This is a genomic window from Leptolyngbya sp. GB1-A1, from assembly GCF_039962475.1.
Lineage (GTDB): Bacteria > Cyanobacteriota > Cyanobacteriia > Elainellales > Elainellaceae > Leptolyngbya_A.
In genome coordinates, this window is the sequence record NZ_JAMPLI010000007.1 from 57,760 (window position 1) to 81,396 (window position 23,637).

The 23,637-nt window shown below is 52.2% G+C and carries 22 protein-coding genes; 11 read left to right on the top strand and 11 right to left on the bottom strand.

The genetic code is table 11. The features are described from left to right. Nucleotides 1-2: 2 nt before the first annotated feature. The 5 genes from NDI45_RS09745 to NDI45_RS09765 all read right to left on the bottom strand — a co-directional run bounded on the left by NDI45_RS09745 (nt 3) and on the right by NDI45_RS09765 (nt 4,381). Entirely contained in the window at nt 3-656 is a 654-nt protein-coding gene (locus NDI45_RS09745; RefSeq protein WP_348247181.1) for a TraX family protein, read from the bottom strand. A 99-nt stretch (nt 657-755) separates the two neighbouring features. After that, a complete protein-coding gene (locus NDI45_RS09750) occupies nt 756-1,676 on the bottom strand; it encodes an ROK family protein (RefSeq protein WP_348247182.1) in 921 nt (306 codons plus the stop codon). A 9-nt stretch (nt 1,677-1,685) separates the two neighbouring features. Further along, on the bottom strand, nt 1,686-2,564 hold the full coding sequence (locus NDI45_RS09755; protein WP_190790672.1) for an ABC transporter permease: 879 nt from the start codon (nt 2,562-2,564) through the stop codon (nt 1,686-1,688). A gap of 313 nt (nt 2,565-2,877) precedes the next feature. After that, nucleotides 2,878-3,072, bottom strand: a complete 195-nt coding sequence (locus tag NDI45_RS09760) for a hypothetical protein (RefSeq protein WP_348247183.1) — start codon at nt 3,070-3,072, stop codon at nt 2,878-2,880. 133 nt (nt 3,073-3,205) lie between these two features. Beyond that, nucleotides 3,206-4,381: a M20 family metallopeptidase gene (locus NDI45_RS09765; protein WP_190790674.1), complete on the bottom strand. Its 1,176-nt coding sequence runs from the start codon at nt 4,379-4,381 to the stop codon at nt 3,206-3,208. 451 nt (nt 4,382-4,832) lie between these two features. Between NDI45_RS09765 and NDI45_RS09770 the strand changes: the two genes are divergently transcribed. From NDI45_RS09770 to NDI45_RS09780, 3 genes are all read left to right on the top strand, one after another. Further along, nucleotides 4,833-5,849: a TOBE-like domain-containing protein gene (locus tag NDI45_RS09770; RefSeq protein ID WP_348247184.1), complete on the top strand. Its 1,017-nt coding sequence runs from the start codon at nt 4,833-4,835 to the stop codon at nt 5,847-5,849. 304 nt (nt 5,850-6,153) lie between these two features. Further along, entirely contained in the window at nt 6,154-7,821 is a 1,668-nt protein-coding gene (locus NDI45_RS09775) for an ABC transporter substrate-binding protein (RefSeq protein ID WP_348247279.1), read from the top strand. A 110-nt stretch (nt 7,822-7,931) separates the two neighbouring features. Then, a complete protein-coding gene (locus NDI45_RS09780; protein WP_190793416.1) occupies nt 7,932-8,957 on the top strand; it encodes an ABC transporter permease in 1,026 nt (341 codons plus the stop codon). Between the two features lie 168 nt (nt 8,958-9,125). Here the strand turns inward: NDI45_RS09780 and NDI45_RS09785 are convergent, their stop codons facing one another. Further along, complete coding sequence (locus NDI45_RS09785) at nt 9,126-9,647, bottom strand: hypothetical protein (RefSeq protein ID WP_348247185.1); 522 nt, start codon at nt 9,645-9,647, stop codon at nt 9,126-9,128. Between the two features lie 928 nt (nt 9,648-10,575). Further along, a complete protein-coding gene (gene psaM, locus NDI45_RS09790; RefSeq protein WP_190793414.1) occupies nt 10,576-10,671 on the bottom strand; it encodes a photosystem I reaction center subunit XII in 96 nt (31 codons plus the stop codon). Between the two features lie 264 nt (nt 10,672-10,935). Here psaM and phoU point away from each other — a divergent pair, with 264 nt between their 5' ends. From phoU to NDI45_RS09825, 7 genes are all read left to right on the top strand, one after another. Continuing rightward, on the top strand, nt 10,936-11,634 hold the full coding sequence (phoU, locus tag NDI45_RS09795; protein ID WP_348247186.1) for a phosphate signaling complex protein PhoU: 699 nt from the start codon (nt 10,936-10,938) through the stop codon (nt 11,632-11,634). Nucleotides 11,635-12,198: 564 nt separating this feature from the next. After that, the gene (locus NDI45_RS09800) at nt 12,199-14,634 is read left to right on the top strand and encodes a ribonuclease R family protein (protein ID WP_190793412.1); all 2,436 of its coding nucleotides are present in this window, start codon (nt 12,199-12,201) and stop codon (nt 14,632-14,634) included. Between the two features lie 147 nt (nt 14,635-14,781). After that, on the top strand, nt 14,782-15,441 hold the full coding sequence (locus NDI45_RS09805) for a flavin prenyltransferase UbiX (protein WP_348247187.1): 660 nt from the start codon (nt 14,782-14,784) through the stop codon (nt 15,439-15,441). Between the two features lie 61 nt (nt 15,442-15,502). Continuing rightward, nucleotides 15,503-16,327: a hypothetical protein gene (locus tag NDI45_RS09810; RefSeq protein WP_190793410.1), complete on the top strand. Its 825-nt coding sequence runs from the start codon at nt 15,503-15,505 to the stop codon at nt 16,325-16,327. A gap of 172 nt (nt 16,328-16,499) precedes the next feature. Next, on the top strand, nt 16,500-16,949 hold the full coding sequence (locus tag NDI45_RS09815) for a tetratricopeptide repeat protein (protein ID WP_348247188.1): 450 nt from the start codon (nt 16,500-16,502) through the stop codon (nt 16,947-16,949). A 70-nt stretch (nt 16,950-17,019) separates the two neighbouring features. Further along, on the top strand, nt 17,020-18,294 hold the full coding sequence (gene ahcY, locus NDI45_RS09820; protein ID WP_190793408.1) for an adenosylhomocysteinase: 1,275 nt from the start codon (nt 17,020-17,022) through the stop codon (nt 18,292-18,294). 91 nt (nt 18,295-18,385) lie between these two features. Further along, on the top strand, nt 18,386-18,994 hold the full coding sequence (locus NDI45_RS09825) for a DedA family protein (RefSeq protein WP_190793407.1): 609 nt from the start codon (nt 18,386-18,388) through the stop codon (nt 18,992-18,994). Between the two features lie 3 nt (nt 18,995-18,997). Here NDI45_RS09825 and NDI45_RS09830 read toward each other — a convergent pair whose 3' ends face one another. The 4 genes from NDI45_RS09830 to glgX all read right to left on the bottom strand — a co-directional run bounded on the left by NDI45_RS09830 (nt 18,998) and on the right by glgX (nt 22,886). After that, complete coding sequence (locus NDI45_RS09830; RefSeq protein WP_348247189.1) at nt 18,998-19,495, bottom strand: low molecular weight protein-tyrosine-phosphatase; 498 nt, start codon at nt 19,493-19,495, stop codon at nt 18,998-19,000. Nucleotides 19,496-19,698: 203 nt separating this feature from the next. Beyond that, nucleotides 19,699-20,148, bottom strand: coding sequence for a nucleoside-diphosphate kinase (ndk, locus tag NDI45_RS09835; RefSeq protein ID WP_190793405.1), 450 nt, complete (start codon nt 20,146-20,148; stop codon nt 19,699-19,701). Between the two features lie 68 nt (nt 20,149-20,216). Further along, nucleotides 20,217-20,672 (bottom strand): hypothetical protein, encoded by a 456-nt coding sequence (locus NDI45_RS09840; protein WP_199296717.1) that lies wholly within the window; start codon nt 20,670-20,672, stop codon nt 20,217-20,219. A 105-nt stretch (nt 20,673-20,777) separates the two neighbouring features. Continuing rightward, nucleotides 20,778-22,886: a glycogen debranching protein GlgX gene (gene glgX / locus NDI45_RS09845; protein WP_190793404.1), complete on the bottom strand. Its 2,109-nt coding sequence runs from the start codon at nt 22,884-22,886 to the stop codon at nt 20,778-20,780. Nucleotides 22,887-23,122: 236 nt separating this feature from the next. Between glgX and gcvH the strand changes: the two genes are divergently transcribed. Beyond that, entirely contained in the window at nt 23,123-23,512 is a 390-nt protein-coding gene (gene gcvH, locus NDI45_RS09850; protein WP_190793403.1) for a glycine cleavage system protein GcvH, read from the top strand. The last annotated feature ends 125 nt before the right edge of the window (nt 23,513-23,637 follow it).

Sequence of the window (23,637 nt, forward strand, 5' to 3'; positions counted from 1 at the left end):
GATTAATAGCGGCTCAGCATTTGCTGTATGGCATACAGAGCAACCATGTGCCCCGGATAAAACCAGTAGAACCAGCGGGCGCGTTTGCCCTGCTGACTGCTTGCCATTACGAAGAAGACGGGGGCTGCGATCGCCGGAGCTTGAGCAATTCCCCAACTTGGCTCAACCAGTACCAGCCCAAAATGAAGCAGCAGCCAGGCTGTCCACCAGCGGGCGGTTGGCTCAAAGTATCGAATCAGGGCGATTAGCCCAATGCCATAAAAGCTGTAGTCTACCGGAATTGCGCGTGCTAAAGCGGCTCCCCCAATCCAGCAGGGAATCTGGAGATACGGGTTTAATCTAGCGACTCGCAGGCAAACTAAGCCAATCGCCAGGGTAAACAAAATATTCCACTGGTCGTTTGCACCGTTCAGCAGCACCAGATTGTATAAAGGCTGAGTCAGTACTGCCATCACCAGGAGCCGCAGCAAGTATTTCCAGAAGTTGCGCGTGTGTGCCTCGCCCTGCACCAGCAGCCAGCAAAATAATGGAAAGCTATATCGACCGATAAACCTGAGGACATCCACGCCCGGAAAAAAGACCACGCCGACGTGATCGATCACCATGAGCAGGGCTGCTAGCAGCTTGATTTGATAGTTCGTGAGCGATCGATTCATGGGCGAGGGGTTGCAGTTCCCGGTGCAGGGTGAGCGGTGAAAGGTTGCAGTTGCATGACTGTCCTCTGCGTCACTGTCATCCTACTCGATCGCCCCTGATCAGGCGTTAGCCGTGTACTTTTGCCAGGCAAGCTTTGCGGCTCCCACTATCCCTGCCTGATTGCCCAATTCTGCCGGAAGGAGCCGAAGCGCTGCCCGTGACGAAGGCAAAACCCGCCGTTCCAGCTCTGCCTCGATCGTCGGAAAGAAGAATGCTGCGCTGGCACTCACCCCACCCCCAATAATCACCGCTTGAGGCGTGAGAACATAAACCAGGCTGGCAATTCCCGCACCCAAATCGCGCCCGTATTCCTGCCAGAACTGAATCGCCGATCGATCGCCTGCCGCTGCCCTTGCGCCCAGCTCATCTGGTTCTAGTCCGGTTCGGCGACGAATTGCCCGCACCGAAGTATATTGCTCTAGCGAACCGCGATTGCCGCTATTGCATTCAGGTCCATCGGGGTTTAGCGTAATTAGCCCCAGTTCACCTGCTGCGCCGTCGTGACCCACAAACAGCTTACCGTCCAGAATGATTGCGCCACCCACGCCCGTTCCCAGCGTTAGGATGATGACGTTGTGAAATAATTTGCCTGCTCCCAGCCAGAATTCTCCCAGTCCGGCGCAGTTGGCATCGTTTGCCAGAATTGTGGGACGATCGGTTTTGGCTTCCAGCCAGTCGGCTAAAGGAATATCGCGCCACCCGTCTAGATTAATTGCCACTCGTGCAATGCGTCCGGCTGCGTCTGCGGGTCCGGGTGTGCCCAAGCCGATCGCTATCGCCTCACGACTGGGATCGACAGACTCGATCGCCTCCACTAGTGCCAGCAAAACCGCTTCAGGCGTGGCAGGCTGAGGAGTGGGTACGGTAAGCGACTGAAGACAAGTTCCTTTCCAGTCAAATCTACCGAGTTTAATTGCCGTGCCGCCCAGGTCAATACCGATCACCTGATCTGCTGTGGAAATGTCTGTGGATACGTTCATAGAAGAGTACTATTCCTGACGCGATCGTGGGTCAATCAGTTCGTTTAATCCTTCCCCCAGCAGCGACAAGCCAACCACCAGCAGCGTCAACGCCAGTCCCGGAAACAGAGCCGTCCACCAAATTCCGGTGGGCAGGGCATCTAACGCCTGCTGCAAATCACGCCCCCATTCGGGTATATCTTCGGGCAAGCCCAAGCCCAGGAAGCCTAAGCCGCCCAGCACCAGTACTGCATCTGCCGCATTGAGCGTAAACAGCACCGGAACACTTTGAATCACGTTGAGAAACAAATAGCGCGTCAGCACCCGCCAGGTCGAAGCCCCCATCGATCGGGCTGCTTCAATAAACAGTTCTGTTTTGACGCTAACCGTATGATTTCGCACCACTCGGTAATATTGCGGCACATAGGCAATGCTGAGGGCGATCGCCGCATTCCATACGCCCCGCCCAACCACAAACGCCAGCGTCACCGAGAGCAATAATCCAGGCAGGGTGTAGATTGTATCCATTAAAAATAGCAGTGTGCGATCGAGCCTGCCGCCCAGATAGCCGCTCACCATACCCAATGGCACACCAATGAGCAGACTCAGCAAGGTTGCCAGCACCACCACCTGCAACGCCGCCTGAGTGCCAAACAGCGTTCGCGAAAACACATCATAGCCCTGCCGCGATGTGCCAAACCAATGTGCTGCCGAAGGAGCCTGATGAGTCGGATTTGTCAGCCCTTCTAGTGGGTTTTGCAGCCAGCCCCAGGATTGCAAAAGCGGCGCGAACAAAGCTGCCAAAATAAACGCCAGCGTAATCACCAGCCCGATCGCCATAAGCTGAATCGACAGGCGCGGATACTGGGATAACCGCAGGCCAAAGCGGCGGGATTTGGTTAGAGTCATGACACTTGGCGCGATCCAATCAGGATAGAGAGCAGGAAGATTACCCCTTGGGGGAACTGCGAAGCAACCGCAGTATTCCGTATTGTCCCTTATCTCGCTGCAATTTCTGCTTCGATCTCAATTGCGACAAGACTTTCGATCGCTGTGGTTAGCTGCTAACCGCTTCTTGGCTCGTCTTGACTCGTCTTGATTCGTTCTGCCCTCGCCTGAATAGACGCTAATCAGACTCTAATCCCCACTGAAATCGATCGAATTACAGCTCGTCTGGCGTGTCAGGAGCAACTTCAATGCCTCCCGTTTGGATAACCGTCTGCTAATCGGTGATTAGATCGCTTAAAGAAGAAATTTCTACGCCGATTTGACGACAGGCTTGCTCCAATGACTGTTGAAAGCGAGAAATGTTTTGGCCGTAGCCGCAAAGCTCAGCAGCCACCGTAACGCCCTGCTCTGCGTTTGCTTTAGCGCAGTCAATCAGTTCAATTCCGGTAAGGGGTTGGGATGCAGCCATAGTGACTGAAAGGTAAACAGTTCAAACCAATTTAGCAGGGGCATCTGGGAGCGATCGTCTATCTAGCGCGGCATTTATATCGGCACAAATCTACTGGCACAAAAATCTCCGCACCAAATATCCGCGCAAATCATCACTCGTACCAATATTTGTAAGCCGCATACGCCATCGTGACAACCCCAGTGACGATCGCCGCTTCGTTGACCTGAAACTGCGGGTGATGCAGGGGGTAATTAGTGCGATCGGCAAAGCCAACTCCCAGTCGAAACATTGTGCCAGGCGCGTGGTTCAGATAGAGCGCGAAATCTTCTGCTCCTAGTGACGGCTCCATTAAAAGCTGCACTCGATCGCTGCCCCAAGCTTCTTGAGCGGCGTCCTCGACGATTTTGGTCAGGTAAGGGTCGTTTTGCACCGAGGGAACGCCATGACGGTAGCTTATTTCATATTTTGCTCCGTACGTCTGACACACATGTGACACAATGCCCTCGATCCAGCTCGGTAACGCAGCACTGGTTTCGGGATGAAGCGATCGAACCGTTCCCAGCAAGCGTACCTGATCTGCAATCACATTGGGTGCACGTCCGCCGTTAATTTGTCCGATCGTCAGCACCACGGGACGCAGCGGATTTTGGGTACGGCTGATTGCCTGTTGTAAGCTCGTGATGACTTGAGACGCAATCCAAATCGCATCGATCGCCTCGTGCGGACGCGCCCCATGTCCAGATTCGCCAACAATGGTAATTTCCAGATCGTCTGCTGCCGCCGTGAGTGCGCCATAGCGAATGCCAATCGAACCGCCGGGAATCGTCGGAAATACATGAGTTGCCAGAATCGCGTCAATATCTTCCATCACGCGATCGCGAATCATCCAGCTTGCGCCTTGAGCAGTTTCTTCGGCAGGCTGAAACAAAAAGCGAATCGTGCCGGGAAGCAGTTGCCCAAGCTGGGACAAAATCATCGCCGTGCCCAGTCCCACTGTGGTATGGACATCATGACCGCAGGCGTGCATAATTCCGGGTTGATGGGAAGCAAATTCCAGTCCGGTTCGCTCCTGGATCGGCAGGGCATCCATATCTGCCCGAATTCCCAGCAAACGAGAATCGGTTCCATCTCCGCTTAAGTGACCCACAACGCCCGTTTTGCCGACCAGTTCCTGAACGTGCAGCCCGCAGGAAGACAGAACTCCTGCCGCATAAGCTGCTGTCTGATACTCCTGACCGCTTAGCTCTGGATGGCTATGCAGATGCCGACGAATTTCAATCAAGCGAGGAGCAAGGCGATCGGCGATATCTTTAATCCGGCTAAGCATTGATTCAGGCAGGAGGGTGCTTTTACCTTATGATAAACAGTCTTTTACCCTTTACAGAACTTTACACAGGACTTCACGATGGGGAAACAGCTGTAGACAGTCATCGTTCGAAGGTGCCTCAGGGTGTCCTTAAGAGGCGATCGGCTTTAGCCACGCAAGCATTTCAGAAAAATCGCAGTATGGTCAGTCAGACGTGCTATAAAAACTACAGTAAGTACAGCGATAAAGTGGGAATTAATATAATAAATAACAGTTAAATAACATTTCACTGTGGTGCATTGTCCTGAATCTGAGCGGGCTGAATGGGTCGAGCCTGGTGCTGGTCGGTTCGAATCAAAAGCAGTGCGATCGTCGGACAGGCATTGATTGCTTAATTATTTTGCTGGATTGTTTGTTTGCTGGATTGTTTCTGGATTGCTCTCCCCCAATTTCATAACAGAGGTCAGTTGTCGTGGGAATTGTTGTTGAAAAGGTATCCAAAGGATTCGGTGACTTTCAGGCAGTCACGGAAGTGAGTCTGGAAATCAAAACTGGCTCGCTGGTTGCTCTGCTAGGTCCTTCGGGTTCCGGGAAGTCAACGCTGCTCCGGTTGATCGCAGGTTTGGAAATGCCCGACTCCGGGCGAGTTTTTCTCACAGGTCGGGATGCCACTTACCAAACGGTGCAGGAGCGCAATATTGGCTTTGTGTTCCAGCACTATGCCCTGTTTAAGCATATGACCGTCCGCAAGAATATCGCCTTCGGATTGGAGATTCAAAAGTATCCTAAGGCGAAGATTAAGCATCGCGTTGAAGAATTGCTTGATCTAGTGCAGTTGAGCGGATTGGGCGATCGGTATCCCAGTCAGCTTTCCGGGGGGCAGCGGCAGCGGGTCGCTCTCGCACGGGCACTAGCGGTTGAACCAAAAGTGCTGCTGCTAGATGAGCCGTTTGGCGCACTGGATGCACGGGTGCGAAAGGATCTGCGGGTATGGCTGCGCCGTCTGCACGATGAAGTTCACGTCACAACAGTTTTTGTGACCCACGATCAGGAAGAAGCGATGGAAGTTTCTGATGAAATTGTGGTGATGAACGAGGGCAAAGTTGAGCAGGTTGGTACGCCTGCCCAAATCTACGACCATCCGGCTTCTGCATTTGTCATGAGCTTTATTGGTCCGGTCAACGTGCTGCCCAGCACCTCCCGCATTTTTGCAGCGAACGGCTTTGACTCTCCTCATCCCGAAGTCTTTTTACGTCCTCAAGATGTTTTGATCGACGTGAATCCAAACGGCACTTCTACGCCTGCACGAGTCAGCCGCATTATTCATCTGGGTTGGGAGATTCAGGCAGAGCTAACCCTTGACGATGGACAAGTTGTCACGGCTCACTTGACGCGAGAACGATTTGATGAATTAAACCTTGCTCCCAGTCAGCGCGTGTATGTGAAGCCCAAGGAAGCAAAGGCGTTTCCGCTCTACTACTCAATTTAGTCTGTTTCAGACGTCTGTTTCGGCAAGGTTAGGTGTCAGGGGTTCGGTCCCTTTCTTTGAGGGATGGGGATCGGGCAAGCACTTGCACATCCACCGTTTCTTCTCAAATTCTTCTCAAGCCGCCTCTAAGTGCTGCTGCAATTTTTCTCTTGAAGTTAGTTCCTCTTTCTTTAGCGACCGATAAACTTGCGATTGAGTAATTGGACTTCGCATTGTATAAAGTGTGAGTCAGAGGCTGCGATCGATCTCCCTCAGAGGAACTATTGCATCGCGCCCGACTGAACTCAAGGGAAGGGGAAGGATGATGAAACTTGGATTGTGGCGTTCCATTGGGAGAAACATTTTGCAACTGCGGAGCAATCGCCGCCGCTGGCTTCAATTTGCCGGGCTCTTCACCGTTTGCCTGGTGCTGTCGGTGAGTTGTGGACGGACTCAGCCCGTTGCTTCAACTTCGGCAGGCGACAGTGGCAATGGGCGGGTGACAATGGGCACAACCCTGGAGGTGCGGACGATCGATCCTGCTGATGCCTATGAAACGTTTCCCGGCATTTTGCTTTATAACCTGGGCGATCGGCTTTATACCTACAAATCGGGAACGACTGAGCTAGTGCCTCAGCTTGCGTCTGCCCTGCCCGAAGTCAGCAGTGATGGCTTGACCTACACAATTCCCTTGCGCGAAGGGGTCACGTTCCACGACGGCGAACCGTTTAATGCCGAGGCGATGGCATTTTCAATCCAGCGATTCATCGAGAACGGCGGACGACCTGCCTTCCTGATGTCCGACAGAATTGACACCGTTACTGCAACGGGCACGAATGAACTCACGATCAAACTCAAGCAGCCTTTTGCCGCCTTTCCCGCCATGCTGACTTTTTCGGGGATGACTCCGGTTTCTCCTAAAGCCTATGAGCTTGGCTCCGGCAAATTTAAGCCCGATACGTTTGTGGGCACGGGTCCGTATAAGCTGGCGCAGTTCGGCACAGACTCCGTGCGGTTGGACGTGAACGAAAATTACTGGGGCGACAAACCTGCCAATCAGGGCGTTGATATCCAGGTCATCAGCAGTCCGGCGAACCTGTATAACACCTTTCGCACGGGCGGACTCGATGTTGCCTATCAAACCCTTGACCCCGATCAGATCCGCAGTCTGGTGAGCGAAAAAGATAAAGGCGGCTGGCAGGTGATCGAGGCGGGCACGAATACGATCAACTACATGGTGCTCAACCAGAAAGCCAAACCTCTGGACAACGTGAAAGTGCGGCAGGCGATCGCCGCCCTGATCGATCGCAAGCTGTTAGTCGATCGTGTTTTTCAAGGACAGGCAGAACCCCTCTATAGCCTCGTTCCCAACACATTTCCAGTATCCAAGCCTGTATTTGAGACGCAGTACGGCGACGGCAACTACGAGAAAGCTAAAACGCTGCTGCAAGAAGCCGGAATTACTGAAGCAAATCCGCTCGATTTAGAAATCTGGTATTCCTCAACTTCCACCACGCGCAATCTCATTGCATCGACTCTGAAAGCGGCGATCGAGCAAAACCTGCCCGGACTGGTCAACGTCAAGCTGGACAGCGTTGAGTCCGCCACCCTGTTCGACAACCTTGACAAAGGAACCTATCCTACGGTGCTGCTCGACTGGTATCCCGATTTCTACGATGCTGATACCTTCGTCCAGCCCTTCCTTTCCTGCGACAAAGGCTCTGCGGCGGCGGGCTGTCAGGAAGGTCAAAGCCAGGCTGGAGGCTCTTTCTACTTCAGCGATCGAGCAAACAAACTGGTAGAACAGCAGCGCATCGAACAAGACCCTAAAGCCCGCGACCAGCTCTTGGGGCAGCTTCAGGATCTCTCAGCCACCGACGTGCCCTACATCCCCCTCTGGCAAAGCAAGGACTATGTGTTTGCTAAAGGCAATCTCCAGGGCGTTAGCATTCAGCCGACGCAGCAGTTTTTGCTGTGGCAGATCAAGAAGTAGGTGGGGGGATGAGTACCCAGAGCATGTAAAAAGCTGCATTGATTCCTGGCTCCATCCCTAACTTATTCCCCACTCATCACTCCTCTACCCCTTCACTCCTTTACCCCAAAATGTCCCGCTCCACCGCCCTCCGCACCTACGTCTTCTCCCGCCTGCTGCTCGCGCCGCTCATGATCTGGACGATCACCACGCTGATCTTTCTGCTGCTGCGATCGACTCCTGGTGATCCGATCGATGTGCTGCTAGGTCCGCGTGCTTCGGAAGCGGCTAAGCAAGAACTCAGGACAAACCTGGGATTAGATGCTCCTTTGTGGCTTCAGTATTTGCACTATCTGGGGGATTTGCTGCGGCTGGATCTGGGCACTTCGTTGACCAGCCAGGGTCAGTCGGTCTGGAATATTATTGGGGCACATTTTCCGGCAACGGTGGAGCTAACTTTGTTTAGCATGATTGTTTCGGTCGTGGTTGGGGTAACGATCGGGGCACTGGCAGCCTCAAAGCCGAACACGCCGATCGATGTGGGGGGAAGACTCTTTGGCATTTTTACTTATGCCGTGCCGATGTACTGGTTTGGAATGCTGTTGCAGCTTGTGTTTGCGGTGCAGCTTCAATGGTTTCCGATCGGCACTCGCTTTCCCTTATCAATCCAGCCGCCGCCTGCCCTGACGGGACTTTATACGATCGACAGTCTGCTGAGCGGCAGTTTCGCGCAGTTTTTGACTAGCCTTTATTATCTGACTCTACCAAGTCTGACTTTGGGACTGCTGCTAAGCGGCATTTTTGAGCGCATGGTGCGGGTCAACCTGAAGCAAACGTTGAAGGCAGATTATGTCGAGGCGGCACGAGCAAGGGGCATTCCAGAACGACGAATCGTTGTGGCACACGCGCTAAAAAATGCCATGATTCCGGTGATTACAGTTCTGGGGCTGACCTTTGCTTCTCTGTTGGGCGGCGCGATTTTGACTGAAGTAACTTTCTCATGGCCCGGTCTAGCAAATCGGCTATATGAGGCAATTTCCCAGCGCGATTATCCAGTGGTGCAGGGGGTGATGGTGTTCTTCTCGGTGATTGTGGTGTTTGCTAGTATTGCGATCGACATTATCAATGCCTATATTGATCCCCGCATTCGCTATTAATTGATTGCTGGTTTTAATTTTTTAATTAATTGCTTGTTTAGAATGCGATTTGAATTGCAATTATTGCAATTGAGGCAGTGCGAGTTGAATTCTAACGATCGACTGAACTGCAAGCGGGATGAACAGCGAACCCACCGTGAGAAAACTTGAAATTTCTGCAACAGACGGTTAGCGTGCTTGCAAGTTGCGGTAGGCTGCAGTGTGATATCTTGCCGAGTCGATTTCTGCCTGTTGCGGAACAGCTTGATCGGTTGAATGAGTGGCACCCTGCTGGAGGGGTTCTTGCGAAGCTTCTGAGGAATTTTGTGCAGTTTCGGTGCTCGGAGTTAACCAAACAACCTGCCGCTGATTGGGATCAACCCGATAGCTTTGTTCCTGCATAATGCTGCTCGCCTGCTGCGGGTCAAGCTGGCGATCGAGATCTGCCTGCAAGATATCAACGCGCTGTTGAACTTCTGTGACTTCAGCTTGGAGCTGGCTCAACTCTTCTCGCTGCTGAAGGTTGTAGGGAATCAGCTTTGCTAATGCAATGATTGCAACTCCTGCCAGTAGCCCGTTGACTGCTAGCTTCACCGTAATTTCTGTCACCACCGTCTGATGCGATCGGGGGCGAGGACGCTGCCGCAAACGTGGTTTTACTCGACGCTGAGGTGGGGAGGCAGCAGGTGGCAAAGGTTGAAGTGCATTCATACAACGTCGCTATTTCGTAACAGGAGCAGTTCGATCGATTCTGTCGCTTTAACTCAGTCGCTTTAATTAAGCTAATATGCCCCGCTTGCCACGGGCTCTATCAAAGCTCATAAATCAAAGCCCCATTGAAGCGCGAAATTCTAACAGGGTCAATGCCTTTTGATAGATTTAATCTGAGCTTTATTGGCTAGACATTACTAACCAACCAATCGCCTCTTTTCTCGATCGCTCGACCAGGAGAAATAAAGACAGCAGCCTAACTTTAGCTTAGTTCTAGCACTGATTTCGCCAGGAAAAATATTTTTTTGTTCTTTTTCTTTAAACAGCATTAGCTTGAATAATCTAATACGTTTGAACTACTTGTAATTAATACATTTGCACTAAATTCCAGTGATACTCAAAACACAAAATTATCCACGTACTAAGCATACGTATTACACGGATTAAGTGAAGCACAGGCACTAATTATCAGGTGTGGTTAAGTTTCTGGAGCGATGGCGTTTCTAAATATAAGCAGCTGTTTTAACAAGTTATTCCTGAAACCTAAATTGTCTCTCTCACCTGAATTCCAGCGAGTTTCCCTGATTTGTATCTCAAAGTTTCCCGAAGTTGGGAATTTAGGGAACAATGCAGCCCTTTTGTTTGATGCTTTTCAAGCATCGTGTAGAACATTTTCAGTAAGACATTCATGCAAAACTCAGTAAGACACTTCATGCAAAACAGAGAGCTATCCCAAAGCCTCATCCCGAAATCGAAAAAATCGATCGCAGACGAATGCTCGTAGACAACTCTCTGTTGAAGTTTAGATTGAGCTTAGATTTAACCCGAAGTACCAGTGTGCGCTCCAGGCAGGTTGTTCGGCAAGGTAACGATCGTCTAATCGTCCCTGCTTCCCTGTCCCGTTTACTGTCTTATTAAACTGTTCTGTTTACTTGTACAGTTCAGTGGACAGGCGGAATGCCATCACAGCGGGAATGAGGGCAATAACCAGGGCAACATAGACTTGAGTATCCGATAGTGACATAAGCTAAAGGACTCCTGATATGAAGATTGATGGGATGATCAATGCGAAATTGGCGCGGTTTACGAGTGTAAACGCAGACCAACGCTACATTAATGTCGGCTAAATCACTGCATTTCGGAATGATTTGTCACATGATGTAACAGAAACGAGCGTGTAATCCAGCGCAGTCCAGTGCAACCCATCCCTAACAGCAAACCGTATTAGTAAAATACCCCTCTCTAAAGTGGCAAGCCACGAAAAGATGAGGCATCATCAGTTCTAAATATGTTTGACTTTAATTTCACTCTACCCTCCCGGTTAAATCCTCGCTTGGAAAGTGCTAAACCTACCCGACTTCAGTTTGAGCGTCAGCTAAGGCGTGTGCAGCGAGATGTGCTGCGGATGGGTGCTTTAGTGGAAAATTCCTGCTGGCTGGCACGCAGAGCATTGTTCGATCGTGACCTGGAAGCCGCGCAGCAAATTGCAATTCAGGACAAACAAATCGACCAGCTTTATCGCCAGATCGAGCTGGACTGCGTCAACTTAATGGCACTTCAATCTCCGGTGACGCAAGACCTGCGCCTGCTCAGCGCAATGATGCAGCTTGTGCGCGACTTGGAGCGAATTGGAGACTACGCCGAAGATTTGGGCGAGATTGCAATTAAGCTGTTTCCCTATCCGGTGCATTCCTGTATGGAGCGGGTGAAAGTGATGCTCGATCGCTGTCGGGCAATGCTGGCGATGGGGCTGGCTGCGCTATCTGACCTGGATGCTGAGTCTGGGTTAGATATTAAGATGAAAGATGATGCGGTTGATGATGATTATGCTTCGCTCTACAACCTGCTGGCACACCAGACGGATGTACCCGGCATTATTGAGCCGATCGTGCTGCTGGTGCTGGTGATTCGTCATCTAGAGCGAATGGCAGACCACGCCACTAATATTGGTAAGCGGGTTGCTTATATCGTGACGGGGCAGCGTTAAAAATTCTGCTTTCGCTCTATGTTCCGATTGCAAATTGTGCATAGAATAAAGTTGGTGCAAAAAATTGGTCAAGTTTAGCACTCGCTTCAATTCCCGTTTTGCTTTCCATACTCTACTGATACGCCTCCTGAACGATCTGGCTTTACGGCAACTATGACATCTTGCTAGAGGCATCTTGCTAGAAAGCTGGACGGAGTGTAGCAGTGCAAAGGGAAGATGGCTCGGAAAGCAGTCGGTCTGAATGTGAAACTTCGCGACCCAGGGTTTAGTCGAGAAATGAAATCGATCGAAGCTCACGCAGATGAGTTTTTGAGATTTCCTTCCGGCTGAGCAGGTCGATCGGTACAAAATCAGTGCAGAATCTGTGATTCGCTCTAATGTTCAGAGTGGAGAGCAGTGGTTGAAGCGCAACAGGTAATGGCTGAGCCCTCCAGGAAATTCTGATTTCTGAGCTTGGCGCACCAGACCGAGCTACTAAAACCTGCTGCTTGCTGAACGGTCTATGCAGCTAGCCAGGTTGACCCGGTTAGGGAACCCCCCACCCCATTGAGGATCAGTCGCTACATGGAATTCACAATTGCCGAGCTACTCGCAAACTTTACAGACGATAAGCTGGTTGCGCCGAAAGCACTGGAAAAAAAGCTGAACTGCAAGGATGAAGCGAGCATTCGCAGGCTGCAAATCGTGCTAGATGCTTTAGAACGGGTCGGCATCCTGGTGAAGGATCGGGGCAAATATCGCCGCATTTTTGAAGACGATGTGGTCGAGGGCAAACTGCGCTGCTCTAGTAAAGGTTTTTGCTTCGCGATTCAGGATGTGGAAGGATCGGAAGATATCTACATTCGCGAATCTCACCTGAATAGCGCCTGGAATGGCGATCGCGTTCTGGTGAAAGTTACAAAAGAAGGAACCCGTCGTCGCAGTCCCGAAGGCGAAGTGCGGCTGATTCTCGATCGGGCAAATTCTTCGATTCTGGCGCGGGTGAAACAGGCGGAAGAAAGCTTTCGAGCTACGCCGCTCGACGATCGCCTGCTATTTGAGGTCGAGCTAAAAGCCAACGGCACGAATTTAGAGGAAGCGATCGACCAGTTGGCTCACGTGGAAATTGTGCGCTATCCGCTTGGCTCCCATCCACCGTTAGGCAAGCTTGCGCTGGTGCTGGGCAGTGACGCTCAGGCGGCTTCTGAATATGTGATTGTCTGCTGTAAGCACGATCTGCCGCGTGATTTTCCCGAAGCCGTGCTGCAAGCTGCCAAAGGGTTGCCCAACAAACTGCGAAAAGCGGACTTCAAAGGACGGGTTGATTTGCGCGATCTGCCCACGATTACGATCGACGGCAAAACGGCGGGTCATGCGATCGACGACGCGCTGACGCTGGAGAAAATTGGGGATGACGAGTGGCTGGTCGGCATTCATATCGCCGATATCTCCTACTACATCGAGCCAGACACCGAGCTGGACATCGAAGCGCGACGACGGGGCACCTCGATTTATCTGGGCGATGAAGTGATTCGGATGCTGCCAGAGCGGGTGCATCAATCCTGTTCGCTGGCTCCAGAGCAAGACCGATTGGCAGTTTCGGTGCTGATTCGTGTGAATGGTCAGGGTGAGGTGCAGGAGTTTGAGCTTCAGCCCACCGCGATCCGAGTTGATCATCGGCTCGACTATCAGCAAGTGCAGGCGATCGTGCAGCGGCACGACTCTCCCGAAGCGGCGGCTGCCCGTCCTCCTGCCTATCCGCTCCCACCTTTGGAGGAACTAGAGCCATACCAGGCGGTGTTTGAAATGCTCGATCAGCTCTTTAAGCTGAGCCAGGCGATTCGTGCCCAGCGGCACAACCGGGGTGCGTTTGACCTCAATCTGCCGGAAAAAGTCTTTCCTGATGAGGCAAACCCGGAACTGAGCCAGTTTCTTTCGACCAAGTTTCAGTACGACGACGAAGGGGCACTGGGTGCAATGGTGGTGTCTGCCTTTCTGCCTGCCCGATCGATCGTCACAGAACTGATGCTGTTGGCAAATCAGCTTGTTGCCTCCCACCTGATCGAGCTGCAAGTTCCAGCGATCTACCGGGTTCACCGCACTCCCGATCCTAGCGATGTGCAGGAGTTGCTCAAACTAGTCAGCAATATGGGCATTGATGCTCATCTGGCACAGGAGGACGCAGTACATTCGCGGGACTATCAGCGATTAGTGCAGGAATTTGCCGAATCGAAGACCGAAAAAGTGCTGACCTATCTGCTCCTGTCCACCTTCAAGCCTGCGGTCTACAGCACCATGCCGGGCCCTCACTTTGGCTTGGCACTAGAAAAGGGCTATGCCCACTTCACTTCACCCCTGCGTCGCTACCCGGATCTGCTGGTGCATCGCGTTATCCACGCCATCTTTGAACACGGACGCGATCGACGCACCACGCGATCGAAGGATCGGGTTAACCTGAGAAGCAGTTCGTGCCACGGCAAAATTTCCTGGAACGTATTGCCTACCGACCTTCAGGCAGAGCTGGAAGAAAGATTTGCCGCCGTTGTCGTGCATCTGACCGAGCAGGAAAAGCTGGCGCAGGAAGCCGAAGCCGATCTGGAAGGGCTAAAAAAAGCCGAGTTTATGCAGCAGCATACGGGCAAAGTCTTTCACGGGCTGATTACGGGGGTACAGTCCTACGGTTTCTTTGTGGAAATCGAAGAGCTGCTTGTCGAGGGTCTGGTTCACGTCAGTTCGCTGAAGGATGACTGGTACGAATATCGATCGCGACAGCAAAAGCTCGTCGGTCGCAAAAATCGCAAGCAGTATAAGTTGGGCGATCGCGTCGAAGTGCAGGTCAAGAGCGTGGACTACTATCGTCAGCAGATTGACCTGGTGGCTGTGGGTGGCGGTAGTCAGGCAACCGAAGAAGAACTGGATGAGCCTGTGTCTGCTGAAGAAGCCGAGCTACCGGAAGAAATGCTGGAACTGGAAGCAGAGCTAGAAGAAGCAGAGCTAGAAGAAGCAGAGCTAGAAGAGTAAAAGAGAAAAAAAGAGAACAATAGGGCGCGATCGGGCAGAGGATAAAGCATGGATTATATGAATGACGAGGATAAGCATCCCTGGAAGATTCCTCCTCGAACCGCCTGGAAGTGTCAAGATGAAGAAGTGTAACAACTTCTAATTCCTGTGTCTAATTCTTCGTCTTCTCCATCTCTGCCGCTCATTCTGGGCGTAACGGGTGCTTCGGGCTTAATCTATGCGGTGCGTGCCCTCAAGTTTCTCTTGCAGGCAGATTATGCGATCGAGCTAGTCGCATCCAAATCGACCTACATGGTCTGGCAGGCAGAACACCAGATCCGAATGCCCGTTGAGCCAGTTCAGCAAGAGCAGTTTTGGCGACAGCAGGCAGGGATTGAAACCGGAGGCAAACTGCGCTGTCATCCCTGGGGCGATGTGGGAGCCAATATTGCCAGCGGTTCGTTTCGTACCCTGGGCATGGTGATTTTGCCGTGCAGCATGAGTACCGTGGGCAAGCTGGCAGCCGGACTGAGTGCCGATTTGCTGGAACGTGCCGCCGATGTGCAGCTTAAAGAAGGTCGCAAACTCGTGATTGTGCCGCGTGAAACGCCTTTTAGCCTGATTCACCTGCGAAATCTCACCACGGTTGCCGAAGCCGGAGCCAGAATTGTGCCTGCTATTCCTGCCTGGTATCACCATCCGCAGACGATCGAGGATCTGGTGGATTTTGTGATTGCCCGTGCCCTCGATCAGTTCAACCTAGACTGCGTTCCCCTTAAGCGATGGCAGGGACGCGGTGTGGCAGAAGCCGAACCCATCGACTCTTAATGCAGGGAATTTCCTCAAGAAAGATAGACTTGAGACAAAATCGCTCAGCAAAACCCTGCCCATGATTCGACTCCTGCTCCTGCTTGCTATTCTGGGGAGCCTTGCCCTCTTTGCAGTCCAAAACCTGGCTCCTGTGCCGCTGGTCATTTTGGGAGTCCCGACCCTGGCGATTCCGCTTGCCTTTTGGGTGATTGGGGCGATCGGGGCAGGCGCATTGACAACGATTGTAATGGCAGGCTTAATCGAGCTCTCCCGTCCGGTGAAGCGGGTTGCTGCGGCTCCTCGACCGGAGAATCGTCCGATCGGCGATCGTTTTCGCCGCTTTCGCACCGGAGGATGGTCAGCCGCTTCGACAGAAACAGGGCGATCGACTCCTCGTAAGCCCAGCAATCGCAGCGATGATTGGGACGCGCCAGCACAGGATTCTGCTGCCTGGGATGACTGGGAAGAACCCGCCCCTCGCTCTACCCCCTTCCAAGGCGCACAAACTCCCGCGCGCGATCGAGAAGACCCCGCCTGGCAAGACTGGCAGGGCTATGAAGACGCTCCTCGTCGTCAGCCGCCTCCGGATGCCGAGCCAATCCCCTATCGCAAAGGCTTTGAGCCTCGCACTGAGTTTGAAACTGATCAGCAGCCCATGAGCCGATCGCAATCGGGTTCTGTCTATTCTTACAGCTATCGTCCGCCTGAAGAACCGATCGAAGACGAACCGCCCCCATCGCGCAGCAACAGCGTCTACGATGCCGAGTTTCGAGTGATTACCCCACCGTTTCGCCCTGATCCTGAAGAAGTTTCTCCGCCTCCGCCTTCTCGTGCGGCTAATTCAGATGAGGAAGATTGGGATTTCATTGATGAGGATGAAGGAGACTGGAAGCGGAGACGGTGAGGGAATGAGGGGCTTAGTGCAGGAATGGGATTGGGAAGACTTGACGAATTAGCGTTGATCTCTCTAAGGCTCCCCCACAAACCTTTCACCCTTCCCCATCCGCTTAAAAAACAAGCGACTCACCCTAAACTTCCCGTTCCACAACCCTTGCCCCATTTCTCCACTCCCCCTTATGGAACCCCTTCCCTTCATCCTCTGGCTCCTCTTCATCACGCTCATCTTTGCCTTTGGGCTGGGGTCAATGGTGCGGGCATATCGAGGAAGGGGCAGTTTAGAAATCATTTTTGCAGAAGCGATTTGCCCCACGCCGCCGCCCATCCTGAACGAGGAGGCTGCACTCCAGTTTGAAAAAGGCTGTACTGCCTTTGGGGCGAACCAATATCGCCAGGCGATCGACTGCTTTCGGCGGGCGATTCAGCTTGACCCTGGTTTCGCAGAGGCGTACCATAATCGCGGTCGGGCAACGGCAAATCTGCGTCAGCTTAATGAAGCGATCGGGGATTTACTGCAAGCCAGCGAGCAGTATCTAGCGCAAGACAATGTCGCCGGATTCGATCGGGTGCGGCAAGATCTCGAAACGTTGAAAGCCAGGAGCCAGACCAGCGCAAAGTCCAATGAGTAGACATTTCTCCTCTATCGATCGGTTAAGCTAGTGAAGATGATTTCCCGCGTAAACAATTGCAAAGAGGCGCATGACAACAGCCACTCAAGTCAAAAACGACGTTAAAGATTTATCCCTCGCCCCCTTAGGCAAACAGAGAATCGAGTGGGCAGGGCGCGAAATGCCCGTGCTGAAGCAGATTCAGGAGCGATTTGCCCAGGAAAAGCCTTTTGCCGGAATTCGGCTGGTTGCTTGCTGCCATGTCACCACAGAAACAGCTCACCTGGCGATCGCCCTCAAAAACGGCGGAGCGGATGCGCTGCTGATTGCTAGCAATCCGCTTTCGACGCAGGACGATGTAGCGGCGAGTCTAGTCGTGGATCACGGAATTTCTGTGTTTGCAATCAAAGGGGAAGACAACGCAACCTATCATCGCCATGTGCGGACTGCCCTTGACCATCGCCCCAATATCATCATCGATGACGGCAGTGATGTAGTTGCAACGCTGATCCAGGAACGCCAGGAGCAAATTGCTGACCTGATTGGCACAACCGAGGAAACCACGACGGGAATTGTGCGCCTGCGTGCCATGTTCCGGGACGGGGTTCTTACCTTCCCGGCGATGAACGTCAATGACGCAGACACCAAGCACTTCTTTGACAACCGCTACGGCACAGGTCAATCGACCCTTGATGGCATCGTCCGCGCCACCAATATTCTGCTGGCAGGCAAGACCATTGTAGTGGCAGGCTACGGCTGGTGCGGTAAGGGAACGGCACTGCGGGCGCGAGGGATGGGCGCAAACGTGATCGTGACGGAAATTGACCCGATTAAGGCGATCGAAGCGGTAATGGATGGTTTCCGCGTGATGCCGATGAACGAAGCGGCGGCTCAGGGCGATATCTTTATCACCGTTACGGGCAATAAGCACGTCATTCGCGGTGAGCATTTTGCCGCCATGAAAGATGGGGCGATCGTTTGCAACTCCGGTCACTTTGATATTGAAATCGATCTGAAATCGCTTCAGGAGATGGCAAACGAAGTGAAAGTCGTTCGCAACTTCACAGAAGAGTATCGCCTAAAGAGTGGCAAATCGGTCGTTGTGCTGGGCGAAGGTCGTCTGGTGAACCTGGCAGCCGCTGAAGGGCACCCCAGCGCGGTGATGGATATGAGCTTTGCAAACCAGGCACTTGCCTGCGAATATCTGGTCAAGAACAAGGGCAATCTGGAGCCGGGTCTGCACTCGATTCCGACTGAGGTAGATCAGGAAATTGCACGGCTGAAGCTTCAGGCAATGGGCATCTTGATTGATTCGCTCACGCCAGAACAGACGGAGTACATCAACTCCTGGACGTCCGGAACCTAATTTGTGAATGTGAATCGCTAAACAAGGGGTGGGCAGATTGCCTGCCCTTTTTCATACGATCGCTATCGTCGCACCAAAAAGGAACCTGCTCATGGCTGAATGGATTACGAACACTATGAATTCCCTCGGCTATGTGGGAATCGCGCTGCTCATGTTCCTGGAAAATTTGTTTCCGCCAATTCCGTCTGAGCTAATCATGCCGCTTGCCGGATTCACGGTGGCTCAGGGCAAAATGAGCTTTGTTCCCGCTGTGCTTGCCGGAGTCGTGGGCACGATGGTGGGCGCAATTCCCTGGTATTACCTGGGCAAAATCCTGGGCGAAGAGCGAATCAAAGGCTGGCTCGATCGCCACGGCAAATGGCTGGGCATTTCATCAGAGGAAGTAACTAAATCGCAGCACTGGTTTTATCGCCACGGCACAAAGGCAGTCTTCTTCGGGCGGTTGGTTCCCGGGATTCGTACGCTGATTTCCCTGCCCGCAGGCTTTAGCGAAATGCGACTTGCACCGTTCCTAATTTTTTCAACGCTAGGAACGCTGGCATGGGTATCCCTGCTGACCTTTACCGGATATGTGTTGGGCGATAACTATACGCTCGTCGAGGAGTATTTGGCCCCGGTTTCCAAGATTGCGCTGCTTGTAGTTGCGGTAGGGGCGATCGTCTGGTTTATCCGTTATCGCAAAGCTAAGAAAAGAGCCTGATTTTTAGAATTTCTGCTGGAAATCTGGCTGAGTAATCTGGGCGAGCAATCCCTCACAGGCATCGAGCAGCAAATCAATTACATCGTTAAAGCCTGACTCGCCGCCGTAGTAGGGGTCGGGCACTTCGCGATCGCGGTGATGACGGCAAAAGTCGCACATCAGCTTTACCTTGTCGTGATAGGCTCCTTCTGGATCAAGGGACAAAATATCAGCGTAATTGTCCTTATCCATCGCCAAAATTAAATCAAACTCCTCCAGATCCCGCGGCTTGAACTGGCGAGCGCGTCCTTCCAGCACAATCCCACGTCGGGCAGCAGCAGCCGTCATCCGGCGATCGGGCGAACTACCAATGTGATAGCTCGAAGTGCCAGCCGAGTCACAGATTATCTGCTCCTGAAGCCCCCGCTGCCGAATCAGGTAATTCATGACGTTTTCGGCAGAAGGCGATCGACAGATATTTCCTAGGCAAACAAACAGCAGCTTATACGGCTTTTCAGTCATAGCGAATAAAGCGATCGATCTTGTCTATCATGACGGATTTTGCCAACGCCACACTGGATAGGCAAAAGAAGATAAGCAAATTGACAACCTGCCGCATGATAAACCCCCTCGCCTGTGAATCGGAAAGGGGGTATTTAATGTTGATTCTAAGCAATCAATTTTGGAAAAACTGCCAGAATCAATAGAACTAGATTAAAGCAACCCTATTCGTACAGCCAGGGCGTGATCGTCGGCTGCCAAGAAACCAGTTCTTCGTCCTTGAACCAGAGGCTAATCTCCTGCTGTGCAGTTTCGGGTGCATCAGAGCCGTGAATGATATTCCGTCCGATGCTGACGCCGTAGTCGCCGCGAATCGTACCAGGTTCAGCGTTTAGCGGATTGGTTGCGCCGATCAGTTTACGGGCAGCCGCAATCACACCATCGCCTTCCCAAACCATTGCTACAACTGGACCCGAAGTGATGAACTCGACCAGTCCAGCGAAAAAAGGTCTTTCCCGGTGGACACCGTAATGCTGTTCTGCGAGTTCTCGACTGGGTTTCACAAGCTTTAACCCTACTAAGGTAAAGCCTTTGGTTTCAAAACGACGAATGATGTCGCCAACGATCGCACGCTGCACACCGTCGGGTTTTACAGCAAGAAATGTCCGTTCCAAAGGGTGACTCCTCGTTAATGAACGCTCCAGTTTTCAGATTACCTTAGAAGGTTTCCCGCAACGGAAGATTAGCGTTTTTTCAGATCGCGTGCCATATTACGAAACATATCCATGTCGCCATCTGCCCGACGACGCTCAGTATTTGTGGGAGTTTCAGCTGCTTTAGGAGCCGGAGTAGATGCGCCATTGACCGAGCTATTCGTCGCCCCATTCGCGGTTCCATTTGACCTGGGCTGCATCGGCACAGCTTGACCGTTTTGCATTGCCTTTTGCATTTCCAGTGCGGAAATCGTGCGAATCATTTCATTGTCTTCGCCGACTTTCTTTTTCGAAAACGTACGGCGAATCGATTTTACCGATCGCATATATTCCACATTGCCATAGGTTCTGGCGTCATCGGGTGAGAGATAGTACACACCGGCTTTATTTTGCGGTTGAGGGGCATCGGTTGCAGGTAATTCAACGGCTTCAACCTTCGGCTTAGAACGAAATAAGCCCTTAATAAATCCAATAAATCCTGCCACGGAAAAACTCCTGATTCACGGTTACCAATCATTACATTATCCTAAGCAATATTAAAAATAATCAAGTTTAGTAAGAGACTTTTCGACGCCTCTCCTTACTTCCTCCTACCTCCCCACCAACACCACCATCGCTCGCTCTCCCACGAAAATCTGCTTCGGATTCACGATCGGCGGTTCCGTTCCAGGTTCGTAAATGTCCTGCGGTGATTTCGCAAAGGTATTCACAAACGTATGCCACTTAAAGCCGATCGGCAGTTGGGGTAACTCAAAGGAATGGGGTTCCCAATGCGTGTTCATTGCCACATAAATGAAATCATCGGGTTCAGTGCCGCCTTTGGCATATTTACCGCAGAGCAGAAAGGCGAGCGTGCGGCAGTAATCTGCCCAGTCTGGCTTCCAGGCTTCGACACCGTGCCAGCTAACGTCGGGATAGCCATAGCCCATGTAGTCTTCCCCGGTAAAGAACTGCCGATTTCGCAGCATGGGATGGGCGTGGCGAAAGGCAATGCAGTTTTTCACAAAGCGGAAGAACGACAGATTGCTTTTCAGCAGATTCCAGTTGAGCCAGTTCAGCTCTGAGTCGTGACAGTAGGTGTTGTTGTTGCCCTGCTGCGATCGACCCATTTCATCACCCATCAGAATCATGGGAATGCCCTGGCTCATCATCAGGAGGGCGATCGCGTTTCGCATTTGTCGCTGGCGTAGATTGAGAATATCGGGGTCAGCCGTCACGCCTTCCACACCACAGTTCCAGCTTTCGTTGTCGTTTGCGCCGTCCCGGTTGTTTTCGCCGTTTGCCTCGTTGTGTTTCTCGTTATAAGACACCAAATCTACCAGCGTAAACCCATCATGTGCCGTGATGAAATTCACCGAGCTGTCTACCGTCCCGCCAGATTTCGCGTAGAGATCGGGTGAACCTTGCAGCCGCAGCGCAATCTCCCTGACTCCACCGTCTCCCTTAAGAAACTTTCGCATTGCGTCGCGATATTTGCCGTTCCACTCTTCCCAACGCTGGTGATAGCGCGGAAACGACCCCACCTGGTACAAACCGCCTGCGTCCCATGCTTCCGCGATCAGCTTGCACTTTGCCAGCACTGGATCATAAGCCAGGATTTCTAGCAGCGGCGGATTGATCAGCGGCTCCCCGTTTGGTGCACGTCCCAAAATTGAAGCCAGATCAAACCGAAAGCCGTCGATGTGATATTCCGATGCCCAGTAGCGCAAACAGTCCAGCACAAAGTTTCGCACGACCGGATGGTTGCAGTTGAGCGTGTTGCCGCAGCCGCTGAAGTTGTAATAGCTGCCATCGGGAGCCAACATATAGTAGGTTTTGTTGTCCAGCCCGCGAAACGAAATGGTTGCCCCCTGCTCGTTGCCTTCGGCGGTGTGGTTAAACACGACATCCAGAATCACTTCAATGCCGTGATGGTGCAGCGTTTTAATCAGGTTTTTGAGTTCATTGACTTGCTGACCGGGTACTGAGGCGTAGGCTGCCTTGGGTGCATAAAACCCGATCGTGCTATACCCCCAGTAGTTGAATAATCGTTCGCCTGTCAGCGGATTGAGACGGGGATTATCCAGCTCGTCAAATTCAAAAATCGGCATCAGCTCGACGCAGTTTACCCCCAGATCCTTCAGATGGGGAATCTTCTCGATCAGCCCGGCGTAGGTTCCCCGTTTGTCTGCGGTCACACCCGACGAAGCATGGCGCGTAAACCCCCGGACATGCATTTCATAAATCACCAGATCTTCGGTAGGAATTTCGAGCGGGCGATCGTCTTCCCAGTTAAAATCCTCGGTCGCAATCTGGGCGCGATAGGGATAGAGATCCTGGGTTCGCGGCGTTGCACCCCAGACTCCCCGTCCACCGATCGCCTGAGCGTAGGGGTCAAGTAAAATCTTGCTGAAGTCAAACCGATGCCCTTCTCGCGGAATGTAGGGACCATCGATGCGATAGCCGTATTCCAGATCTTCGTAGTCCAGATCCAGCACGACCATACTCACCACGTTGCCCAGCCGAAACTCTCGCAAAAAGGGAATCTCAGCAAAGGGTTCGGCGGCTCCCTTGTGATACAGCACCAGGGTTGCAGCAGTCGCATGATTTGAGTAAATCGAGAAATTCACCCCGCCGGGGACAACCGATGCTCCAAACGGAAACGCTTTGCCATGACAGAGCTGAAAGCTGCCATAGGTGTAGGTATAGCGAACGCCCATAAACTTTTTCTAAACGTGATGCACGAAAACAGCAGGCACTGATGCGAAGATCGCAGGCTCAATGCTTCGAAACAGGAATTGCCAATTCCAGCCTACCCCTCCACGGATTCAATACTTCTAGGGTAAGGTTGGATGGTGTCTGTGCTGCTTGCCAGACACAAGTTGTATTGCTAATTGTAGTGCTAGTTTTTGAACGACTCGATTTTCGTTTTACGAGGAAGCTGAAGAGGGAACCTATGGCATTCGACTATCCTGAAGACCTGAAATATCGCGACTCGCACGAGTACGCCCGCCTTGATGGGGATGTTGCCACGATCGGCATTACTGCCTTTGCAATCGATCAGCTCGGCGACATCGTATTTCTGGAATTGCCGGAAGTTGGAGATGCACTCACCAAGGGCGAAGCATTTGGTACGGTGGAATCGGTCAAAGCGGTTGAAGATCTGGTTGCTCCAGTTTCAGGAACGGTGCTGGAACGCAATGATCCCCTGCTAGATACCCCAGAGCAACTGTCCGATGATCCCTATGGCGAAGCCTGGATGCTGAAAGTGCGAATCAACGATGCCGCTGAGCTAGAAGATGCAATGACCGCCGACGCATATCGCGCCCAGGTTGAGGGCGAGTAGCTCTCTGGCAGACGGCTCCTGGCTCCCTGCGCTATATTTGTTGCAGAATGTTGCAGAAGCGATCGACCTCACTCATCGGTTTGATGAGCCTTTTGGGCAATCTTCCGCACTGCCAGTTTATTCGC

What these genes read in the sequence shown, in the direction of transcription:
- NDI45_RS09745 (WP_348247181.1), bottom strand. Translation starts at nt 656, where the DNA reads ATGAATCGATCGCTCACGAACTATCAAATCAAGCTGCTAGCAGCCCTG.
- NDI45_RS09750 (WP_348247182.1), bottom strand. Translation starts at nt 1,676, where the DNA reads ATGAACGTATCCACAGACATTTCCACAGCAGATCAGGTGATCGGTATT.
- NDI45_RS09755 (WP_190790672.1), bottom strand. Translation starts at nt 2,564, where the DNA reads ATGACTCTAACCAAATCCCGCCGCTTTGGCCTGCGGTTATCCCAGTAT.
- NDI45_RS09760 (WP_348247183.1), bottom strand. Translation starts at nt 3,072, where the DNA reads ATGGCTGCATCCCAACCCCTTACCGGAATTGAACTGATTGACTGCGCT.
- NDI45_RS09765 (WP_190790674.1), bottom strand. Translation starts at nt 4,381, where the DNA reads ATGCTTAGCCGGATTAAAGATATCGCCGATCGCCTTGCTCCTCGCTTG.
- NDI45_RS09775 (WP_348247279.1), top strand. Translation starts at nt 6,154, where the DNA reads ATGAAACTTGGATTGTGGCGTTCCATTGGGAGAAACATTTTGCAACTG.
- NDI45_RS09780 (WP_190793416.1), top strand. Translation starts at nt 7,932, where the DNA reads ATGTCCCGCTCCACCGCCCTCCGCACCTACGTCTTCTCCCGCCTGCTG.
- NDI45_RS09785 (WP_348247185.1), bottom strand. Translation starts at nt 9,647, where the DNA reads ATGAATGCACTTCAACCTTTGCCACCTGCTGCCTCCCCACCTCAGCGT.
- psaM (WP_190793414.1), bottom strand. Translation starts at nt 10,671, where the DNA reads ATGTCACTATCGGATACTCAAGTCTATGTTGCCCTGGTTATTGCCCTC.
- phoU (WP_348247186.1), top strand. Translation starts at nt 10,936, where the DNA reads ATGTTTGACTTTAATTTCACTCTACCCTCCCGGTTAAATCCTCGCTTG.
- NDI45_RS09800 (WP_190793412.1), top strand. Translation starts at nt 12,199, where the DNA reads ATGGAATTCACAATTGCCGAGCTACTCGCAAACTTTACAGACGATAAG.
- NDI45_RS09810 (WP_190793410.1), top strand. Translation starts at nt 15,503, where the DNA reads ATGATTCGACTCCTGCTCCTGCTTGCTATTCTGGGGAGCCTTGCCCTC.
- NDI45_RS09815 (WP_348247188.1), top strand. Translation starts at nt 16,500, where the DNA reads ATGGAACCCCTTCCCTTCATCCTCTGGCTCCTCTTCATCACGCTCATC.
- ahcY (WP_190793408.1), top strand. Translation starts at nt 17,020, where the DNA reads ATGACAACAGCCACTCAAGTCAAAAACGACGTTAAAGATTTATCCCTC.
- NDI45_RS09825 (WP_190793407.1), top strand. Translation starts at nt 18,386, where the DNA reads ATGGCTGAATGGATTACGAACACTATGAATTCCCTCGGCTATGTGGGA.
- NDI45_RS09830 (WP_348247189.1), bottom strand. Translation starts at nt 19,495, where the DNA reads ATGACTGAAAAGCCGTATAAGCTGCTGTTTGTTTGCCTAGGAAATATC.
- glgX (WP_190793404.1), bottom strand. Translation starts at nt 22,886, where the DNA reads ATGGGCGTTCGCTATACCTACACCTATGGCAGCTTTCAGCTCTGTCAT.
- gcvH (WP_190793403.1), top strand. Translation starts at nt 23,123, where the DNA reads ATGGCATTCGACTATCCTGAAGACCTGAAATATCGCGACTCGCACGAG.